This is a genomic window from Polaromonas sp. P1_F4, assembly GCF_056405675.1.
Genome location: NZ_JBFUBP010000001.1, coordinates 1046372 through 1065288 on the forward strand (window position 1 = coordinate 1046372; position 18917 = coordinate 1065288).

At 59.4% G+C, this 18917-nt stretch carries 18 protein-coding genes, 2 tRNA genes and 1 pseudogene; 15 read left to right on the forward strand and 6 right to left on the reverse strand.

What is annotated here, in order from left to right; genetic code table 11:
* Positions 1-16: 16 nt before the first annotated feature.
* The 6 genes from rsfS (at position 17) to AC1DYQ_RS04995 (ending at position 5496) form a co-directional block, all read left to right on the forward strand.
* A complete protein-coding gene (gene rsfS / locus AC1DYQ_RS04970; protein WP_477685818.1) occupies positions 17-829 on the forward strand; it encodes a ribosome silencing factor in 813 nt (270 codons plus the stop codon).
* Complete coding sequence (rlmH, locus tag AC1DYQ_RS04975; protein WP_477659088.1) at positions 826-1293, forward strand: 23S rRNA (pseudouridine(1915)-N(3))-methyltransferase RlmH; 468 nt, start codon at positions 826-828, stop codon at positions 1291-1293. The genes rsfS and rlmH overlap by 4 nt, the downstream gene beginning before the upstream one ends.
* Positions 1294-1423: 130 nt before the next feature.
* On the forward strand, positions 1424-2026 hold the full coding sequence (locus tag AC1DYQ_RS04980; RefSeq protein WP_477685819.1) for a Maf family protein: 603 nt from the start codon (positions 1424-1426) through the stop codon (positions 2024-2026).
* A 31-nt stretch (positions 2027-2057) separates the two neighbouring features.
* Entirely contained in the window at positions 2058-3557 is a 1500-nt protein-coding gene (gene rng, locus AC1DYQ_RS04985; RefSeq protein ID WP_477685820.1) for a ribonuclease G, read from the forward strand.
* Between the two features lie 5 nt (positions 3558-3562).
* The gene (locus AC1DYQ_RS04990; protein ID WP_477685821.1) at positions 3563-4318 is read left to right on the forward strand and encodes a polysaccharide deacetylase family protein; all 756 of its coding nucleotides are present in this window, start codon (positions 3563-3565) and stop codon (positions 4316-4318) included.
* Positions 4315-5496: a glycosyltransferase family 4 protein gene (locus AC1DYQ_RS04995; protein ID WP_477685822.1), complete on the forward strand. Its 1182-nt coding sequence runs from the start codon at positions 4315-4317 to the stop codon at positions 5494-5496. The genes AC1DYQ_RS04990 and AC1DYQ_RS04995 overlap by 4 nt, the downstream gene beginning before the upstream one ends.
* A gap of 15 nt (positions 5497-5511) precedes the next feature.
* Here AC1DYQ_RS04995 and AC1DYQ_RS05000 read toward each other — a convergent pair whose 3' ends face one another.
* From AC1DYQ_RS05000 to AC1DYQ_RS05010, 3 genes are all read right to left on the reverse strand, one after another.
* Positions 5512-6384, reverse strand: coding sequence for a glycosyltransferase family protein (locus tag AC1DYQ_RS05000; protein WP_477685823.1), 873 nt, complete (start codon positions 6382-6384; stop codon positions 5512-5514).
* 87 nt (positions 6385-6471) lie between these two features.
* Positions 6472-8244 carry a lipid A export permease/ATP-binding protein MsbA gene (gene msbA, locus AC1DYQ_RS05005; protein WP_477685824.1) on the reverse strand — a complete coding sequence of 591 codons (1773 nt, stop codon included), beginning with the start codon at positions 8242-8244 and terminating at the stop codon, positions 6472-6474.
* Positions 8241-9431 (reverse strand): O-antigen ligase family protein, encoded by a 1191-nt coding sequence (locus AC1DYQ_RS05010; protein WP_477685825.1) that lies wholly within the window; start codon positions 9429-9431, stop codon positions 8241-8243. Before AC1DYQ_RS05010 ends, msbA begins: the two co-directional genes overlap by 4 nt.
* 237 nt (positions 9432-9668) lie before the next feature.
* On the opposite strand from AC1DYQ_RS05010, the gene AC1DYQ_RS05015 reads away from it, so the two are divergent.
* The 9 genes from AC1DYQ_RS05015 (at position 9669) to AC1DYQ_RS05055 (ending at position 16197) form a co-directional block, all read left to right on the forward strand.
* Positions 9669-10439, forward strand: coding sequence for a glycosyltransferase family 2 protein (locus tag AC1DYQ_RS05015; RefSeq protein WP_477685826.1), 771 nt, complete (start codon positions 9669-9671; stop codon positions 10437-10439).
* Positions 10436-11278, forward strand: a complete 843-nt coding sequence (locus tag AC1DYQ_RS05020) for a glycosyltransferase family 2 protein (RefSeq protein ID WP_477685827.1) — start codon at positions 10436-10438, stop codon at positions 11276-11278. The genes AC1DYQ_RS05015 and AC1DYQ_RS05020 overlap by 4 nt, the downstream gene beginning before the upstream one ends.
* Before the next feature lie 14 nt (positions 11279-11292).
* Complete coding sequence (gene tolB / locus AC1DYQ_RS05025; protein ID WP_477685828.1) at positions 11293-12582, forward strand: Tol-Pal system beta propeller repeat protein TolB; 1290 nt, start codon at positions 11293-11295, stop codon at positions 12580-12582.
* A gap of 61 nt (positions 12583-12643) precedes the next feature.
* A complete protein-coding gene (pal, locus tag AC1DYQ_RS05030) occupies positions 12644-13177 on the forward strand; it encodes a peptidoglycan-associated lipoprotein Pal (RefSeq protein WP_477685829.1) in 534 nt (177 codons plus the stop codon).
* A gap of 20 nt (positions 13178-13197) precedes the next feature.
* On the forward strand, positions 13198-13953 hold the full coding sequence (gene ybgF, locus AC1DYQ_RS05035) for a tol-pal system protein YbgF (RefSeq protein ID WP_477685870.1): 756 nt from the start codon (positions 13198-13200) through the stop codon (positions 13951-13953).
* A gap of 66 nt (positions 13954-14019) precedes the next feature.
* Complete coding sequence (locus AC1DYQ_RS05040) at positions 14020-15135, forward strand: YeeE/YedE family protein (protein ID WP_477685830.1); 1116 nt, start codon at positions 14020-14022, stop codon at positions 15133-15135.
* 29 nt (positions 15136-15164) lie between these two features.
* Entirely contained in the window at positions 15165-15944 is a 780-nt protein-coding gene (locus tag AC1DYQ_RS05045) for a tRNA threonylcarbamoyladenosine dehydratase (protein ID WP_477685831.1), read from the forward strand.
* 93 nt (positions 15945-16037) lie between these two features.
* Positions 16038-16113, forward strand: a tRNA-Lys gene (locus AC1DYQ_RS05050).
* 8 nt (positions 16114-16121) lie between these two features.
* A tRNA-Lys gene (locus AC1DYQ_RS05055) sits at positions 16122-16197 on the forward strand.
* A 6-nt stretch (positions 16198-16203) separates the two neighbouring features.
* Here the strand turns inward: AC1DYQ_RS05055 and AC1DYQ_RS05060 are convergent.
* The 3 genes and pseudogenes from AC1DYQ_RS05060 to AC1DYQ_RS05070 all read right to left on the reverse strand — a co-directional run.
* Positions 16204-17286, reverse strand: a complete 1083-nt coding sequence (locus AC1DYQ_RS05060; protein ID WP_477685832.1) for a tyrosine-type recombinase/integrase — start codon at positions 17284-17286, stop codon at positions 16204-16206.
* Between the two features lie 233 nt (positions 17287-17519).
* Positions 17520-18548 carry a hypothetical protein gene (locus AC1DYQ_RS05065; RefSeq protein WP_477685833.1) on the reverse strand — a complete coding sequence of 343 codons (1029 nt, stop codon included), beginning with the start codon at positions 18546-18548 and terminating at the stop codon, positions 17520-17522.
* Between the two features lie 246 nt (positions 18549-18794).
* Positions 18795-18896 (reverse strand): annotated as a pseudogene (locus AC1DYQ_RS05070) (ATP-binding protein); the annotation flags it as partial.
* Positions 18897-18917: the final 21 nt, after the last annotated feature.

Below are 18917 nucleotides of genomic sequence, written 5' to 3' on the forward strand. Positions count from 1 at the left end.
CGAAGCAAAACACTGCATGACATCCACCACCGTCAAAACCTCCGCCGCCGCCGACAAAAAGGACGTGCAGAAACTGCAGCGTGCCATCATTGACGGTCTGGAAGACGTCAAGGCGCAGGACATCCAGGTGTTTGACACGGAGCACATCACGTCATTGTTCGAGCGCGTGATCATCGCCTCCGGCAGCTCCAACCGCCAGACCAAGGCATTGGCCGCCAGCGTGCGGGATGCCGTGCGGGACGCAGGTTTTGCCAAGCCGCGCATCGAAGGCGAAGACAACGGGGAATGGATCATTGTCGATTGCGGCGCCGCCGTGGCGCACATCATGCAGCCGACCATTCGTCAGTACTACCACCTGGAAGAGCTCTGGGGCGACAAACCCATCAAACTCAAGCTGGGCGCGCCCGCGCCGCTGGTGAAGGCGTCCAAAGCCGATGCCGAGCCCGAGGCCAAACCCAAGGTCTCCCGCGCTGGCGCGAAAACTTCCGCGAAACCAGGCGCAAAGACCACCGCGAAATCGGCAACCAAAGCACCTGCAAAGGCGCCGACCGCCCCCGATTCAAGCTATGTGGGCCGGGTTGGCAAGACCAATGACTGGACCGCCAAGCGCAATGCCGCCACGCCGGCTACCGAACCAGCCGCAAAGCCGGCACGGGCAGGCGCCAAAGCGGCTCCTGGCAAGTCATCGGCAAAGCCTGCGGTTAAAACACCGATTGTCAAAGTGCCCGTAGCCAAAAAGGTGGCGGCGAAGAAAACAGCAGCGAAAACCGCCGCTAAAACGGCAGCCCGCAAACCCGCCGCCAGGAAAACTCCGTCCCGGAGCAAATGAGGCTCACGATCGTAGCGGTCGGCCAGAAAGTGCCCGACTGGGCGCAAACGGCTTATGACGACTACGCCAAGCGCTTCCCGCCAGAGCTGAAAGTCGAGCTCAAAGCCGTCAAGACCGAACCGCGCGCCTCCAAGACCCTGGAAAACCTGCTGTCGGCTGAGCGCGGGCGCATAGAAGCGAGCATCGCCCGCGGCACCCGCGTCGTGGCGCTCGATGAACGCGGCACGGCCGTCACTACTGTGGCACTGGCTGAACGACTCAAGGCCTGGCAACTCTCCGGTGACGACGTCGCCATCGTTATCGGCGGGCCCGACGGGCTGGACGCCGGTTTCAAACAGTCTGCGCATGAGCGCCTGCGCCTGTCGGACCTGACCTTGCCCCATGCCATGGTGCGCGTGCTTCTGATTGAGCAGCTTTACCGCGCCTGGAGCATCACGATCAATCACCCCTATCACAGAGAGTGATGAACCCCCACGGTCGCTCACTTCGTGTAGCTTCCTGCCCCCCGAGGGGGCCGTTGCGCCTGCGGCCCGGCAAAGCCGGTTCCGCGGCCCCTGCTGGTTTGAATACCCAAATACCTGAATAACCTGCTGTATGCCTGAATTTATCTACCTGGCCTCGCAAAGCCCACGACGGCGTCAATTGCTGGAGCAACTGGGCGTGCGGCACGAACTGCTGCTGCCGGACGCCGATGAGGACGCTGAGTCGCTGGAGGCGGTGCTCAAAAACGAGGCGCCCGCTACTTACGTCCAGCGTGTCACTGGCCTCAAGCTCGATGCGGCAGTTGCCCGCATGAAGCGGCGCAAGCTGCCGCCGGCGCCCATCCTTTGTTCGGACACTACGGTGGCCATGGGGCGGGTGATTTACGGCAAGCCGGAGGACGAGAAAGACGCGGCCCGCATGCTGCGCGAGCTTTCGGACGGCACGCACAGGGTGCTGACCGCCGTGGCGGTGCAGTCCGGGCGCCGTCGTTTCGAGGCGCTGAGCACTTCGCGTGTCAGTTTTGACGCGCTGACGCCCGCGCAGATCCGCAGTTATGTGGCCAGTGGCGAGCCCATGGGCAAAGCCGGCGCATATGCTGTGCAGGGCAGGGTGGCGATGCACATCAGCCGCATCGACGGCTCCTACAGTGGCATCATGGGGCTTCCGCTGAGGGAAACCGCCCAACTGCTGCAGGCCGCGGGCATTCGCCTCTAGCGCCTCCAGCCAACTCAATTTTCCAAAAGACATGCAACAAGACATCCTGATCAACTGGTCTCCCCAGGAAACCCGGGTGGCGGTGGTCGAACACGGCGCGGTGCAGGAGCTTCACGTCGAACGCACCCTGGAACGCGGCCTGGTCGGCAATGTGTACCTGGGCAAGGTCGCCCGCGTACTGCCCGGCATGCAGTCGGCCTTCATCGACATCGGTCTGGACCGTGCAGCCTTTCTGCACGTGGCAGACCTCATGAGCAGCATCAACAGCCGTCATGCCGACACGGATGCCCAGGCAGCTGGCGGCTTGACGTCACCGGCCATGGCGTCGCTACAGCCGATTGAAAAGCAGCTGTTCGAAGGGCAGGCGGTCATGGTGCAGGTCCTCAAGGACCCGATAGGTACCAAGGGCGCGCGGCTGACGGCGCAAATCAGCATTGCCGGCCGGTTGCTGGTGTTTTTGCCGCAGGACAACCATATCGGTGTGTCGCAAAAAATACCACCCAGGCAACGCGAAGAGCTTCGTCAACGGGTTCAGGCCCTGACTGCAGACATGGGTGGCGGATTCATACTGAGAACCAATGGCGAGGATGCGACAGACGCTGAACTGGCAGAGGACATCACCTACCTGCGCAAGACCTGGGGACGGATCAAGGATGCATCTATACGTTTACCTCCCGCCTCTGTGCTTCACCAGGATCTCAATTTGCTGCAGCGCGTATTGCGTGATCTGGTGGTGGAGGAAACGCAGACAATCCGCATTGATTCACGTGAGCAGTTTGAAAAGCTGAAGGCATTTGCTGTGGAGTTCATGCCGGCAACCGAGCCGAAGCTTCAGCACTACGGCGGCGAACGTCCTATTTTTGACTTGTTCAACATTGACGAGGAAATTGCCAAAGCGCTGGGCCGGCGGGTCGATCTCAAATCAGGCGGTTACCTGATCATCGACCAGACGGAAGCGCTGACAACCGTCGATGTCAATACCGGTGGATTTGTCGGTGCCCGCAACTTCGACGACACGATTTTCAAGACCAACCTGGAGGCATCGCAGGCGATTTCCCGGCAGCTACGCCTGCGCAACCTTGGCGGTATTGTGATCGTCGATTTCATCGACATGATCAAGGAAAACCACCGCGATGCGGTGCTGACCGAATTTCAGAAACAGCTTTCACGAGACCGTATCAAGACCAGTGTCAACGGTTTTTCCGCGCTGGGCCTGCTGGAGATGACGCGCAAGCGCACCCGCGAATCGCTGGCCCATCAGCTTTGTGAGCCCTGCGCAGCCTGTATGGGCAAAGGCGTGGTTAAAACCGCGCGGAGCGTGACCTACGACATCCTGCGCGAAATCCTGCGCGAAGCGCGGCAGTTCAACCCGCGCGAATTCAGGGTGGTGGCTTCGCCCAAGGTGATAGAGCTTTTCCTCGATGAAGAGAGCCAGCATCTGGCCAGCCTGAGCGACTTCATTGGTAAACCCATTTCCCTGCAGGCGGAAGCGGCGATGGCTCAGGAACAATACGACATTGTGCTGCTGTGACCTTCATGCCCCTTTCAATGTTCAGCCAGAACCGCCAACCCATTCCCATCCTGGTCTATCACCAGATCGCCGAGGCGCCGCCAAAGGGCAGCAGCCCGTTTCGCGGCCTCTACGTGGCGCCCGCGGCTTTCGCGCGGCAAATGGCCTGGCTCAAGCTGCTCGGCTACACGGGTCTGTCCATGGGCGCGCTGCAGCCCTACCTGCGCGGCGAGCGCGGGGGCAAGGTGGTGGGCATCACCTTTGACGACGGCTACCGGAACAACCTCACGCATGCCCTGCCGGCGTTGGTGAAGCATGGCTTTTCGTCTACCTGCTACGCGGTCAGTGGGTTGTTGGGCAAAACCAATATCTGGGACGACAACATCGGCATTCCGCAGACCCCGCTGATGGACGAGGCCGAGATCCGACAATGGGTGGCGGGCGGGCAGGAGATTGGCTCGCATACGCACCGGCACGTCAACCTGCTGGAAACCGACGAGTCTGGTTGTCGTGAGGAGATGGTGCTCGGAAAAACCGGGCTGGAGGCCGTCATAGCCCGGCCGGTCGAGCATTTCTGCTATCCCTACGGCCATTACGAGGCCAGGCACGTCGAGTTGGTCCGGGAACTGGGTTTTGCCACCGCCACCACCACACAGCGCAGTCGCTGCCATAGCGGCGCTGATCTGCTGCAGTTGCCGCGGGTGCCCGTACTGCGCTCAACCACCTTGCCGGTGTTCTGGCTCAAGATCGCCACGGCCTACGAGGACCGCCGGAAAAAATGAGCCCGCCCGATTCCCCATCCCAGAAACTGCGCGTCGCCGTCTTCAACCGCACTTTTTCGCCGACCGGCGGCGGCGCTGAGCGCTATTCCATCGCCCTGGTCGAGCAGCTCTCGGCTAGGCACGAAGTGCATGTGTTCGCGCAGGAAATCGATCACCAGTGGCCCGGTGTAACTTATCACAAGGTATCGGCTCCGCTGCGCAAGCCGCGCTGGGTGAATCAGCTGTGGTTTGCCACGGCCACCTGGTGGGCGACGCGGCACGGCTTCGACGTGGTGCATTCCCATGAAAACACCTGGCACGGCGAGGTACAGACGGTGCACGTGATGCCGGTCAAGTACAACCTGTTCCGTGCGCGCAGTGGCTTGCGTCTTGTGCTGCGCTGGATCAAGGTCGTGACCAGCCCGCGCCTGCTGGCTTACCTGGCACTGGAGCGCGCGCGTTATACGCCACGCCCAGGCCGGCAGGTGGTGGTGACCTCTGAAAGCCTGCGGCCCATCATGGGGGCAGCTTACCCGGCGTGCCGCGCGGCGGTTTCGGTTGTGACTCCGGGCATCACGCTGCCCAGCTTGCCGGTGACGTTGGATCGAAAGTGCGAGGCGAGGGGGCGGCTGGGTTTGCCGGCGGACGGCCATTGCCTGCTGTTTGTGGGCAACGATTACCGCAAGAAGGGCCTGGAGGCTTTGCTGCAGGCCCTGACGCAGCTGCCAGCCGAAGTTGTACTGGCGGTGGTGGGCAACCCTGCGCATATTGCTGAATTCCGCATGCTGGCTGGGACGCTCCAACTGAGTGCGCGGGTGTTTTTCCTGGGTGCGCTCAAGGACGTCAGTCCGGCCTACGAGGCCGCCGATATCCTGGTGCACCCCACCTTCGAGGACACCTTTGCGATGGTGGTGCTGGAGGCCATGGCCCACGGCCTGCCGGTGGTGGTCAGCGGGCCGAATTACTGCGGTATTTCCGGCCTGCTGAGCCAGGGTGTGAATGCCTTGATGCTGGATGATCCCCGGGATGCGGGTGAACTGACGCGGGTGTTGGGCGATTTGCTTGCCCAGGCGACGTTGCGGGAAACGCTGTCGGAGGGCGCTGTGGCCTTTGCCGCGCACTACCAGTGGCGTGAAATCGCGCTGCAGCAGGAGGCGCTGTATTTTTCAGCTGTTGCGGCGAAGATCGCGGGTTCCTGACGACACTCAGGTGGGTCAAGCCACCAGTTTGAAATGCTTACGGCTGAAATCCAGCCCGGTCAGCGTTTCCACCTGCCGCATGAAGTGGTATTTGTTTTCCTTGGGCGTGGGCCTGTAAGCCGGGTCGATGTTCAGGACCGGTTCGGCCTCAGTGGCCAGCCATTCCTGCACCGCTTGGGGGTGCGTGCCCGTAAAAGGGGCCAGAGCCCGGCGATCAAACTGGCTGTAGGTGATTTGCGCCGCTGAGGCCTCGCCCCAGTACTTGCTGACCTGATCCAGCTTTTTCTGCATTTCCTCGTTGCGCCGTATCCAGCCGTAGTGGTAAATGTGCGCACCAGCAAGTGCGCCGTGGGGGTTACGCCCCCGTTTGTGCTGTGTAGTGACCAGCCAATATTGGCCATCGGGTGCATAGCTTCGAATGGTATTGCGGATCAAGCGGCATTCGCGGCGGTACCATCCCGGACTGATGGAAATCCAGTCGGGAGAGCCGTAAAAGTGATGGTAGTCAAACACCAGCGCTTCGACTGCGGGATTGGCATGATGGCGTTCAACACTGGCCCGAATGGCGGCAAGCTCGCCTTCGTGTACCACTTCATCGCCTTCCAGGTAGAACGCCCAATCACCGGTGCAGGAATATTGGGCGATCATTTTTTGCTGCGCGTAAACAAATCCGCGGTCTGCCATGCGCTCGTTCCACAGCGTTTCGATGATGCGGATTTTCGGGTCGTTGATGGCCTTGACGCGCTCCAGCGTGTCGTCCTCACCCTTGCCCACGGCCACGACGAATTCATCGACCAGGGGCAGCAGGGAGCGGATAGATGCTTCGAACGGAAAGCCGAGGCTTACGCCATTGCGTATGAACGTAAAGCCGCTGATTGAGACACTCATCGCAATAAACTTTCGGGTAAAGGGCCGGTCCGCGGTGGGCCGTTAGGGAAAATCGGGCAATCCGCAACCCTGGATAACTTCATATGGTCAGGCAGCAGACTGAAATCCCAGCCGATAAAGGTGAGCATAGGCTCCATTTTTTTCCAGCAATTGAAGATGGGTGCCAGACTCGATGATCCGGCCTGCCTCCATCATGATGATGCGGTCTGCATGTTGAATCGTGGAGAGACGGTGTGCAATGACCAGTGATGTCCGGCTGGATGTAAGGCGGCGGATGGCTTCCTGCACTGCGAGTTCTGACTCTGTGTCGAGTGCTGAAGTCGCCTCGTCCAGTATCAGAATCGGCGCGTCTTTATACAGCGCACGTGCAATGGCAAGCCGCTGGCGTTGTCCTCCCGACAGTTGCATGGCGTTGTGACCCAGTACGGTGTCGAGTCCGGCTGGCAGCTCGGCCAGCAATGTGGATAAATTGGCGGCAACAAGGCATGCCAGAACCCTGTCGCGGTCGACTGATTGGCCAAGGGCGACGTTTTCCGCGATGCTGCTATTGAACATGACCACGTGCTGGCTTACGAACGAGAACTGGGTTCTGAGCGATTGAAGGTTCCAGTCCCGGAGTTCCCGGCCGTCCAGGTAGATGTTTCCTGCTGTCGCGTCGACAAATCGCGGTAATAGGTTGACGAGTGTGGTTTTTCCAGATCCCGAAGTTCCCACGACCGCCAGCGTTTCTCCCGCCTTCACTGACAAATTCAACGCGTTGATTGCCGGTGGTGCATCGGCCTTGTAGGCTACGCTCACACCGACGAACTCGATATCACCACGCGCCCGATTCAATACAAAATCACCACCGGATTCGTCTTCGGTCAGATTCATCAAGTCAAGTCCACGCTCCAGTGCAGCAAGGCCGCGGGTCACCGGCGTAGCTGCGTCCGAAAGGCTTTTCACCGGTGCGATCAGTAGCAGCATGGCGGTCACGAATGCCACGAAGCCGCCGACACTTGTGGTGTTTTCTGCGCTTTGAAGCAGGGCCACGGAGATGACCGCTGAAAGCGCCATGGCGGCCAGCACCTGCGTAATGGCGCTCATCCCCGCGTAGGCCGCCGTCGATTTCATGGAAAGCCGGCGCAGGGAATGACTGAGGACTTCAAAGCGGTTGGCCTGACGTTGCTGGGCGCCATGCAAGCGAACGTCGCGATGCGCCAGGACATTCTCCTCGACCACATACGCGAGGTTGTCGGTCGCAGTCTGGCTTTCCTTGGTCAATCGGTAGAGCCGTTTTGAAAGAATCTGGATCACGAAAGCCACCGCGGGGAAAAGCAGGGCGACGATCAACATCAGTTTCCAGTTCAGGAAGACCAGGTAACCGATCAGCGCAACCAGCGTCAGTACGTCCCGTGCAAGTTTCATGACCGCATTGATCAGCATCGAGGAGCCGTTAAAAACCTCGTACACCACGGTGTTCGCAATTGCACTGGAACTCTGGTCCGCAAACAGGTTGAGCCGTGCGCTCAGCAGTTTGCCGAACATGGCTTCACGCAATCGTGTTAATCCGTCATTGGTGACTTTTGCAAGTGCAAACTGAGCCAGAAAGCCCGAAAGTCCGCGCAGCGTAAACAGAACAATCAGCGCAAGGGGGACCAGCCAGAGATTGAAGCCGTCACGCTGAAAGCCGCGATCCAGGAGTGGCTTGAGAAGCGCAGGAACCAGGGGTTCGGTTGCCGATGCGACGATGGTCGCACCCACCGCAAGTGCCCAGCCTGCTTTTGAATCCTTGAAGTATGGCCATACGCGGGTAATTCGGCGCGCCAGTGAAAGCCTGGGCACCACTGGAGTTTCAGGAGTGGGGGGCGGAGTGCTCAAGCGCGACTCCCTCGCATACCATGCGGCACGGCGGCTTCAGGTGGCTTGCTCAGACCGGCGGAAAGAAGCAAACCCAGGCAGACACAGAAGAAGTCACCTATGAGTGCGTCATACAGCGACGAGTTGAAAAGACATGCAATGGCCAGACCGGCAAGAACGCACAGCGTAGCACGCGCATAGATTTTTTCCATCCGCCATGCATCCGAAAGTACCGTCCCCATCAAGGCGAGCAGAAGTGCAATGCCGGGGATTCCGAGCTGAACTCCCCACAGGAGATATTCCTGGTGTGGATTTCCGTTGCCAGCGATATCAATGTGAGCCGGGTTTTGCCGTTTCTCCAGGCGGTTGTATTCGGTGCTCCAGCTGCCGATACCCGCGCCCCATAACGGTTTCTCTTCGACAATTTCCAACGCGCGTCGCCAAAAGGCAAGCCGTATTCCGGATGAAGTCGCTGACTCGCCTTTTGTCGAATAGGATTGAACCTCATGGGCAACCTGCGTCAGGCGGTCCCGGACCTTTGCTGAACTGGCAAACAGACCCAGGCCGATCAGGAAAGGCAGAACCACAACGGCTGCCCTATATTTTCTTGGAAGCTCCCACATGATGGCCAAAGAGAGAAGTGCGATGGCAATTGCATACCCGCTGCGTCCGTTGAGTACAAAAAAGACATTGCCCAGCGCGATCGCACATGCCGCGACAGCAAACTGCCGGCCAAACCTGCCGGGCACGATTTCCCGTAAATTCCAGCAAAGGGCCGCGAACACGGCGCTCATGATTCCCTGGTCGAGGTAGCTGGAGAAGACTGCATATTGTGTCAACGCCATATTGGAGCTAGCCCAAGGTACGGGTATACCGAGAAAAAGAGCCCATGAACTGGCAACAAGAAATAGCTGCGCAACCCCAAATGCGCAAAGCGCATAGAGTGCTTCGCGCCGATCATGAATGAGCATCATGATAAGGAGGGGCAGGAGCAGTTTGCCGTATTTCGCAAGAGATCCCACTGCGTCAGCCGACGGAGCCACTGTCCAGAGCAAGCTTAAAGTGAATGCCGCGAGCGCACCCAGTACCGCAATGGTTGTATAGCTGTTTTTGAATTCGGCTGCTTTTCTGGAAGTTGCCAGAGCAACAATGCTGAAGACCAATGCGAAGAGAAATAGCACCAGCTTGGACAGGCTGATGATTGCCATGGACAGCCCAACCGACGCAGCCATTGCGCAGACCACAACCAGCCGGAAATTGATGTTCTTGTGGGGCAAAATAATGGCGCGCTCGCTTGAGGAAAGCCTGCATTATCGGCGATTCCCGCCCACTTAAGCATCCAGCCGCTAGGGCTTGTCTGCTATGCTGTCCGGGCGCCGCGTCACTGTGCGTTTCATTGGAAAAATCCTCTTTATCACCCAGGAAAAAGGCATTCGTTGGCCAGCTTGTCCGTCATCGTCATTACCCACAATGAAGCCCGCAATATTGAAGCCTGTCTTCGCGCGGCGAATTTTGCAGACCAGCTCGTCGTGCTGGACTCGGGCAGCACGGACGACACCCTGAAGATTGCCGCTTCATTGGGCGCCGAGGTCAGCACAGCTCCCGACTGGCGCGGGTTCGGTATTCAGAAAAACCGGGCTCTTGCCCTGGCGACGTCGGACTGGGTGCTTTCGCTGGATGCAGACGAACGTGTCACCGCCCAGTTGCAGGCCGAAATCCTGGCTTGTTTGGCCGCTCCGGTCTTTGACGTGTACTCCTTCCCCAGGCTGTCGAGCTACTGCGGCCAATACATGCGCCATTCGGGCTGGTATCCGGACCGGGTGACTCGCCTGTTCCGGCGTAACGCAGCCTGTTTCAGTGAAGACCTGGTGCATGAGAGGCTGGTGACTTCGCTGCCCGTGGGGCAATTGCAATCATCGCTGATGCACGAAAGCTTCCTTAATTTCGAAGCCGTGCTCGACAAGGCCAATCGTTACTCCTCGGCTGGGGCTCAAATTCTGCGGGATAAAGGCCGATCCGCTTCCATCGGCAAAGCAGTAGGACATGGAATCTGGGCTTTTATCCGTACGTATTTCCTGCGGTTTGGCTTTCTGGATGGAAAGATGGGTTTTGTGCTTGCAGTTTCCAATGCGGAGGGCACCTATTACAGGTATCTGAAATTGTGGTTGTTGCAACGCCAGGGGCCCGATGGACATGGCTCGGCCGGTGCACCATGAAGATCAGCTTTGTCGTCCTCACATACAACCGGACGGATGCACTGCTGGCCGTGTTGCGGTCGCTTTCAAGTCAATGTGGAGAGGATCACGAGGTGGTGATCGCCGACGACGGCTCGGGGCCAGACCAGGTCGCCATGCTGCTCAATGCCTGCCCGACCTTCAAATGCTCCGTCCGCCACGTTTGGCACCCTGACGTAGGCTTTACCGCCGCGCAGGCTCGCAACCTCGGAGCCAGTCTGGCTATGGCCGACTATCTGGTTTTTCTCGACGGAGACTGCGTTCCCGGGCCGCGCTTTGTGGCGGAGCATGCTCGCCTCGCCGAGCCAGGATGTTTTGTCAACGGAAGCCGGGTATTGATCAGCCAACGTCTTACAGAACGTGTAGTCAATGGCGCTATTGATTTACCCAGCCGTCCTGTATCGTTCTGGATTCGCGCCCGGCTGCAGGGCGATAGCAACAAATTATTGCACCTCCTGTCCTGGCCATGGCGTTTATTCAGGGTACAACAAGGTTTTCAGTGGCAAGGCATTCGCAGCTGCAATCTGGGTGTTTGGCGGCGGGATTTTTTTAACGTCAACGGATTTGACGAAACTTTTCGGGGGTGGGGTCATGAAGATGCCGACTTGGTGTTGAGGCTCAGCCATATGGGAATTCGGCGCAAAAATGGTTTTATGGGTACGGAAGTATTTCATCTGTGGCACCGAGAGAATACGCGCGACCAGGAATCCATCAATAAAAACAGGGTGCTCCAGCGCATGAAAACTGCTGTCACGCAGGCGGAGAAAGGGCTGGGCCAGATTGCCCCCCAAGCACCCATCAAAATAACGCATTTGCATTGACCTGAAAAAAAACCATGAGCATCACACCCCTTATTCGCCGTCGCACCATTGCTGGAATGCTGGTTGCTGCCACGCTCCCGGCAGTGCCGGCTCTGGCGCAATTTCGCGTTGAGGTTTCCGGAGTTGGCCTGACCCAGCTGCCTATCGCCATCGCCACGTTTCGGGGAGAAGCGCAGGCACCGCAAAAGATCGGCGCCATCGTCCGGGCAGACCTTGAGCGCAGCGGCATGTTTCGATCGGTCGATACCGCAGGGGTCGTCGCGGATGAGAATACCCGTCCGGATCTGGCCGCGTGGAAGCAAAAAGGCGCTGATTCGATGGTGACCGGCAGCATTTCCCCGTTGGCAGATGGTCGTTTTGATGTTCGTCTTCGCCTCTGGGATATCGTGCGCGGACAGGATTTGGGAGGCCAGAGTTACACGGTAGGGCCTGCTGACTTGCGGCTGTCTGCACACCGCATTTCCGATTTTGTCTATGAAAAACTCACCGGCGAAAAAGGCATTTTCTCGACGCGTATCGCTTACGTGACCAAGGCGGCCCAGAAGTACAACCTCTGGGTGGCCGACTCCGATGGTGAGGGCGCGCAGTCGGCCCTGACCAGCCCCGAACCCATTATTTCGCCCGCCTGGTCGCCCAACGGCTCGCAACTGGCCTATGTGTCGTTTGAGTCGCGCAAGCCGGTAATCTATGCGCACGACGTGGCATCCGGCAAGCGACGCTTGCTGGCCAACTTTCGAGGCTCCAACAGCGCGCCCGCATGGTCGCCGGACGGCAAACAGTTGGTGGCGACGCTGAGCCGCGACGGCGGTTCACAGCTCTATGCGATCGGCCTCAATGGGGGCGAGCCCAAACGGCTGACGCAGTCTTCCAGCATAGACACCGAGCCTGCCTTCTCGCCCGATGGGCGCTACATCTATTTCGTGAGCGACCGCGGCGGCGCGCCGCAAATCTACCGCATGAACCCCAATGGTGGCAATGCCGAGCGGGTCACCTTTACCGGGACCTACAACATATCCCCGGCGCTCAGCCCCGACGGTCGATGGCTGGCCTATGTTTCCCGGGTGGGCGGCGCCTTCAAGCTGCACGTTATGGAACTTGCCAGCGGTACGGTCACTCCAATCACCGAAACCGCGGCCGATGAAAGTCCGAGCTTTGCACCCAACAGCCGATTGATTGTGTATGCCACCCAGCAGCAGGGCAGGGAAGCCCTGATGACTACAACGCTGGACGGCAAGATCAAGGCAAGACTGTCCGGGGCAAGCGGTGACATCCGGGAGCCCGATTGGGGCCCTTTCCAGCGGTGACCGGCAACACCCGGCGTTATTTTTATTTTCCATACGGCCTATTTTTTTGTAGAGGTACTTCATGAAACGCACCGTTTTTTCAATCATCTTCTCCCTTGTCCTGGCGGCCACGCTGGCAGCCTGCGGTTCCGGCGTCAAGCTGAACGACGTGCCGGTCGAGGATCGCACCGGCACGACCCAGCAAGGCGGTACACCAGGCGCGACTGGCCGTGCTGTTGCGCCGGTACAGGTTGAAGGCGCCGATGCCTCGTTGGCGGGCCCTGCCAATACCACCAAGGTCATCTACTTTGACTTCGACAGCTATGTGGTCAAGCCCGAGTTCCAGGGAGCAATCGAGGCCCATGCCAAATACCTGACGGCCAACAAGGGCCGCAAGATGGCTATTGAAGGCCATACCGACGAGCGCGGCGGCCGCGAGTACAACCTGGCTCTGGGCCAACGGCGCGCTGAGGCAGTTCGCCGCGCGCTGGGCTTGCTGGGCGTGGCTGATGCGCAAGTCGAGGCCGTGAGCTTCGGCAAGGAAAAGCCGGCAGCCACGGGCTCTGACGAGGACTCCATGGCGAAGAACCGCCGTGCTGAACTCAACTACCGTTAAACGGGGCCCGAACCGTGAACATGTTTCGGTATGCCGCGGTAGCCGCGGCCTGCATGCTGGTGTTCAATGCAAACGCCGGCCTGTTTGAAGACGACGAGGCTCGTCGCGCGATTCTCGATTTGCGTCAGAAGGTTGACGCGGCACAGCTGCGGACGGCCGAAGATCTGCGCAGGACCACCGAGGACAACGCCCAGTTACGTCGCAGCCTGCTCGATCTGTCGAACCAGATCGAGGCCCTTCGCAACGAACTCGCCACCATGCGAGGGCAGAACGAAAGCCTCACGCGCAGCGTAGCCGAGATGCAGCGCACCCAGAAAGACCTGACGACAGGCGTGGACGAGCGTCTGCGCAAGTTCGAGCCCGGCAAAGTCAATGTGGACGGCAAGGAATTCGTGGCCGAGCCCGCTGAAAAACAGGAGTTTGAAACCGCACTGGCCACGCTTCGCAAGGGCGACTTCGCAGCAGCGCAGACGAGCTTCCTGGGCTTCCTGAAGCGTTATCCGCAAACCGGTTACCGGACATCGTCCCTGTTCTGGCTGGGCAATGCGCAGTACGCCTTGCGCAACTACCGCGACGCGGTGACCAATTTTCGCTCGCTCGTGACGGCTGACCCCGACCACATGCGCGCGCCGGAGGCCATGCTTTCGCTGGCCAACTGCCAGGTGGAACTCAAGGACACCAAGTCGGCCCGCAAGACGCTGGAGGACCTGGTCAAGGCATATCCCCAGGCCGAGGCGGCTTCCGTCGCCAAGGAACGGTTGGCCAAGCTGAAGTAAGCCGCACCTCGGGCAGGCTATCCGGCCGGCCCGGGGACAAAGAGCATTCGCCCCTAAAATCGGGCGATGGACATCTCCACACTCAACAGTCTCACGGCCCAGGTTCTCTGGGCCGGTTTCATTCTCGCCATGATTTTTGGTGCGATTGCCCAACGAACGCACTTCTGCACCATGGGCGCCGTCAGCGACATCGTGAACATGGGTGACTGGACCCGTATGCGCATGTGGGGAATGGCGATCGGCGTCGCCATGATCGGTTTTTTCACCCTGGCCGCTGCCGGTGTGATTGACCCTGCCAAGACCTTGTACGCCTCCAACCGGTTTATCTGGCTCTCCGCGCTGGTGGGCGGCACGATGTTCGGTTTTGGCATGGTCCTGGCTTCCGGCTGCGGCAGCAAAACGCTGGTACGTATTGGAGGGGGCAGCCTCAAGTCCGTCGTGGTATTTGCCGTGATGGGCATCGCAGCTTTCGCCACACTCAAAGGCATCACGGCTGTGATCCGCGTGGCTACGGTTGACAAGGTTGCCGTCGATTTCACGGCCAATGCGACCTTGCCCAACTGGGTGGCCGGCGCCATCGGCATCACACCCGCCGCCGCCGGTATCGGCCTGGCCATCCTCATCGGGTTGGGCCTTATCGTCTGGGCCTTGTTCGGCAAAGAGTTCCGGCGCTTCGACAACCTGCTCGCGGGCTTGGGCATAGGCGGCGTCATTGCGGCCATGTGGTGGGTCAGCGGGCATCTTGGTTATGTGGCCGAGCATCCGGAGACGCTGCAGGAGGCCTTCCTGGCCACCAACTCGGGCCGGGCCGAGGCACTGAGCTTTGTCTCGCCGGTGGCCTATACCGTAGACTGGTTGATGTTCTTCAGCGACAAGAGCAAGGTGCTCACCCTGGGCATCGTGTCTGTGTTCGGGGTGGTGGCCGGCTCGGCCGTCTATGCCCTGCTGTCGCGCAGTTTCCGCTGGGAAGGCTTTCGCGACGCGGAAGACACCGCCAACCACCTGGTGGGCGCAACGTTGATGGGCGTGGGCGGCGTCTGCGCCATGGGCTGCACTGTGGGGCAGGGCCTGTCGGGCATCTCGACCCTGAGCGCCACCAGCTTTGTGGCGCTGGCGGCCATTCTCGTGGGCTGCGTGGCGGGTTTGAAGTACCAGATCTGGCGGCTGGAACGCTCTGCCTGAGCGCGTCCCGACAACGATCCGCATTTCCAATGACATCCCTCCTCGAAGAACCTCCCGCCGATCTGGAGCGCCGCTTCAGTGGTCTGGCGCGCCTCTATGGCGTAGCAGGCGCGCAGCGCATACGCCAGGCGCACATTGTGGTGGTAGGCTTGGGCGGGGTAGGGTCCTGGGCTGCCGAGGCCGCGGCGCGCAGCGGCGTGGCACGCCTGACCTTGATCGACCTCGACCACATCGCCGAATCCAACATCAACCGCCAGGTCCATGCGCTTGCCAGCACATTAGGGCAGGCCAAGGTGCAAGCCATGCGTGAGCGCATCGCGCAGATTCACCCGGGCTGCCGCGTGGACGGCATCGAGGAATTTGTCGACGCCGCCAACTGGCCGGGCATCCTGGGCCTCGAAGAGGGCTTTGACCGCAAGCAGCTGGCCGTCATCGACGCCTGCGACCAGGTGAAAGCCAAAACCGCCATGGCAGCCTGGGCGATTGCCAACAAGGTGAATCTGGTCAGTGTAGGCGCCGCGGGCGGCAAGCGGCTGGCGCACCGCGTGGACATCGACGACCTGTCACTGGTCACGCACGACCCCTTGCTGGCGCAGTTGCGTTACCGGCTGCGCAAGGAGCATGGCGCCGCGCGTAAAGGCAAGATAGGCGTAGCCTGTGTCTTCAGCCGTGAGGCTGTGCTGCAGCCCGATGCGGCAGAGCAAAGCGACGGCAGCCTGAACTGCCACGGTTATGGATCGGTCGTCAGCGTAACCTCGACCTTCGGCCTGTGCGCGGCCGGCTGGGCTCTCGACAAAATTGCCGCCTGAGTTTTTGCGGCGGCCTAAAAAACCACGCTATAATTCAAGGCTTTGCTGCCCTCGAAGCAGCAAATACCGGAATGTATCGCGAGATGCGTTCTTGGGACCATAGCTCAGTTGGTAGAGCAGCGGACTTTTAATCCGTTTGTCGTGGGTTCGACCCCCGCTGGTCCCACCAGAATTTCCGGGTTCTTAGCTCAGTTGGTAGAGCAGCGGACTCTTAATCCGTAGGTCGACAGTTCGAATCTGTCAGAACCCACCAAGTACATCAAGGACTTAGCCGCAAGGCTAGGTCCTTTTGTCTTTCTGAACGTGACAAAAACGTGACCAGATTCCCCTCGGTTTCGGGCTTCAAGCGGACGATCCGCGTAGCAGCCGTGGCCAAGTGCTCCGTTCCATACTTCGCATAGCGGTCCACCATCTCCCGGGACTTCCAGCCGCCCAATTCCTTGAGCTCATCGCAAGACGTTCCCGCCTGACGATGCCATGAAGCCCACGTATGGCGCAGGTCATGGAACCGAAAATCCGAAATGCCGGCAGCCTCAAGCGCTGTACGCCAGGCAGAGTTGGTAACCTGATAACGCATCGGTTCGCCCCGAAAGGTGAAACAGTGCGTCAGGCTCTTGCCAATCTGCTCCCTCAAGACCTCTTTCGCATCTTCATTCAACGGAACTCCCCGGGGCGTGCCATTCTTGGTTTTATTGAGCCAGGCGGTACGCCGGTTCAAATCCACCCGATTCCACTCCAGACCCGTTATCTCGGAAGCACGGCAGCCTGTTGCCAGGGCAAACCGCACCAGGGCCGCCAGGTGTGGCGCACAACAGCGAATCAATCGATCCGCCTCTTCATGCGTCAACCAGCGGTCCCTCTCGACTTCACCGGTCAGGAGCCTGATTTTCGGAAAGGTGTCGATCCACTGCCATTCATCCCGGGCCATCCGAAAAAGGCCGCGTATCGTAGCGAGGTACCGGTTCACCGTGGCAGGCTTGTTGCCCTTCTTGAGTTCTCCCTGGACAACGGCCCAAATCACATCACCATTGATCTGATTGAGCATCATCGACCCCAGGTAAGGGTCAAGAGAGCGGCAAATCTGCTGCACATCCGAAAAACTTCTCAATGTCCGCTTCAATTCGAGGTACCGGACAACGGCTTCTTGCCAGCTCCGCTGAGGCTTCAATCCAAAGTGGGTTTCCCGGTACGCGTCCAGCTTTAGTTTGGCTAGATACGCTTCGGCATCCTCTCTGATTTCAGTCCCAGCGCTTTGGCGTACTCTTTTGCCGTTGGGGAGCGTTGCATTGATCCACCAGAAACCGGAGTCCGGTCTCTTGTAGACACCTTCATTACGGGCCATAAATTCTCCTTTCCGGCCCGCCTTCGCTCGTCCTTATAGTCATCGAGCCAGGCATCGATGTCAAGTTTGTCGTAGACGCAGCGACGACCAAAGCGCACATGAGGAATAGCCAGTTCAGCCAGGAGCGTGACCCCGATCCCCAGGTAGGCCGCCGCTTGTTCCTTGCTGAGACAGCGCGCCGCAGGCAGCGGTAAACCCGTCTCATCAGCCGTTTTATCCATGATGGCCGTCCTTTATTCACCGCGTGACGCCTTGCGGTAAGCCTTGACGCCCTCGGATTCCTCCGACTCTTGCGGCTCCTCACCCTGGAAATTCACCCCGGCGTTAAATAGCCTGGAACGTGCCGCAACCCGTTGAATCAACAGCTCATCGATTTCCAGGCCTTGGTAATAGGCCACCTCCTGGAAATGCTGATGCATCTTGCCGAGCAGGCCGTCTATGGCGACGTTCTTGTCATCGAGCTGGTGGATGGCCATGTATGAGGCCAGCGATCCAAACACGGTGCTGTAGAGGCGTTTCTCATCCGGGAGGCGGGCATTGCTAAAGCGCTTGAGCAGGACGCCACCGGAGGTTTCCCAGTCTGCAGAGGCGAGGGCGATCCAAAGGGGATGGGTTGGCCAGCGAGCCCGGGTCAGGTCGTTGGGGTTGGGCTCCGTCAGCCGCAGCCATTCGGTCGTGGCATAGCTCCAGAGGCCATTGAGATTGACCAGGACGCTCTCCAGCGACGATAAACCGCGTTCCTTGAGGTAATCCCGCTTGAACTCGAATTCCAGCCGCCAGACGGACTGCCCAGGTTCCCAGCCAGCGGGAAGCCACAGGTTCATGGCCCAGGCTTTACCGCTTTTGCTAATTTCCTTGGTTTTGTCGTAGAGGCGGGCGGCGATGATGCCTCCCATGCCGATGGTCCAGCCGGTGAACTCTTGGTCTTTGGCATAGCTGTGAATCTCGACCGTCCGAGTGACCCAGGCTGAGCGGTGCCAGGAATCCATGACCACCGGGGTGCTGAAATCAGCGGCCAGGTCGATCCGGCTCACCATGTTCCTACCTTTTATCTCGCCGAACTCCGCAAGGAGGACTTCCAACTCCTCTTGGACGGGGCGGGGGCCTTTGTGTGCCAGGTACTCCGCCGATACCTTGACGTAGGCCATGGGCAGTTTCTTACCGGGACGGGAGAACTGGATCCGGTAGGCGTTGTCATCCAGGACGAAAGGGAAGAGGCCAGCGCCCTTGTCCTTGACCTCGAAGATGTGATCTCCGACCACGTACTGGGCTCGGGCTTGCTCTTCCAGGTGCGGGGACTGGGCTTTACTCTTGAGGTCGATTAAGCGGGCCAGGACCTTGGGGTGTAAGTCTCCGGGGTAAGAGAGGTACAGACTGTCAACAGCCAGGCGAAGCAGCCTGAAGCCATCCGGGAGGACAGTATTGCTGTTATGGTGTTGAATTGCACTGAAGTCTGACCCGAGTTTTCCATCGAATCTTGACCCACACTCTTTGTGAGCAGAAGGTGCTCACGATGTGGATAAGTTCTTGATCTTCTCCTTTTTGGGCTGAGTCTTTGCAGAGCTGTTTTTGAACCGATAGCTGTCGTTTCCAGTCTCAAGGATATGACATTGTGTGGATCTGCCTCAAAG

What these genes read in the sequence shown, in the direction of transcription:
- rsfS (WP_477685818.1), top strand. Translation starts at nt 17, where the DNA reads ATGACATCCACCACCGTCAAAACCTCCGCCGCCGCCGACAAAAAGGAC.
- rlmH (WP_477659088.1), top strand. Translation starts at nt 826, where the DNA reads ATGAGGCTCACGATCGTAGCGGTCGGCCAGAAAGTGCCCGACTGGGCG.
- AC1DYQ_RS04980 (WP_477685819.1), top strand. Translation starts at nt 1,424, where the DNA reads ATGCCTGAATTTATCTACCTGGCCTCGCAAAGCCCACGACGGCGTCAA.
- rng (WP_477685820.1), top strand. Translation starts at nt 2,058, where the DNA reads ATGCAACAAGACATCCTGATCAACTGGTCTCCCCAGGAAACCCGGGTG.
- AC1DYQ_RS04990 (WP_477685821.1), top strand. Translation starts at nt 3,563, where the DNA reads ATGCCCCTTTCAATGTTCAGCCAGAACCGCCAACCCATTCCCATCCTG.
- AC1DYQ_RS04995 (WP_477685822.1), top strand. Translation starts at nt 4,315, where the DNA reads ATGAGCCCGCCCGATTCCCCATCCCAGAAACTGCGCGTCGCCGTCTTC.
- AC1DYQ_RS05000 (WP_477685823.1), bottom strand. Translation starts at nt 6,384, where the DNA reads ATGAGTGTCTCAATCAGCGGCTTTACGTTCATACGCAATGGCGTAAGC.
- AC1DYQ_RS05010 (WP_477685825.1), bottom strand. Translation starts at nt 9,431, where the DNA reads ATGGCAATCATCAGCCTGTCCAAGCTGGTGCTATTTCTCTTCGCATTG.
- AC1DYQ_RS05020 (WP_477685827.1), top strand. Translation starts at nt 10,436, where the DNA reads ATGAAGATCAGCTTTGTCGTCCTCACATACAACCGGACGGATGCACTG.
- tolB (WP_477685828.1), top strand. Translation starts at nt 11,293, where the DNA reads ATGAGCATCACACCCCTTATTCGCCGTCGCACCATTGCTGGAATGCTG.
- pal (WP_477685829.1), top strand. Translation starts at nt 12,644, where the DNA reads ATGAAACGCACCGTTTTTTCAATCATCTTCTCCCTTGTCCTGGCGGCC.
- ybgF (WP_477685870.1), top strand. Translation starts at nt 13,198, where the DNA reads ATGTTTCGGTATGCCGCGGTAGCCGCGGCCTGCATGCTGGTGTTCAAT.
- AC1DYQ_RS05040 (WP_477685830.1), top strand. Translation starts at nt 14,020, where the DNA reads ATGGACATCTCCACACTCAACAGTCTCACGGCCCAGGTTCTCTGGGCC.
- AC1DYQ_RS05045 (WP_477685831.1), top strand. Translation starts at nt 15,165, where the DNA reads ATGACATCCCTCCTCGAAGAACCTCCCGCCGATCTGGAGCGCCGCTTC.
- AC1DYQ_RS05060 (WP_477685832.1), bottom strand. Translation starts at nt 17,286, where the DNA reads ATGGCCCGTAATGAAGGTGTCTACAAGAGACCGGACTCCGGTTTCTGG.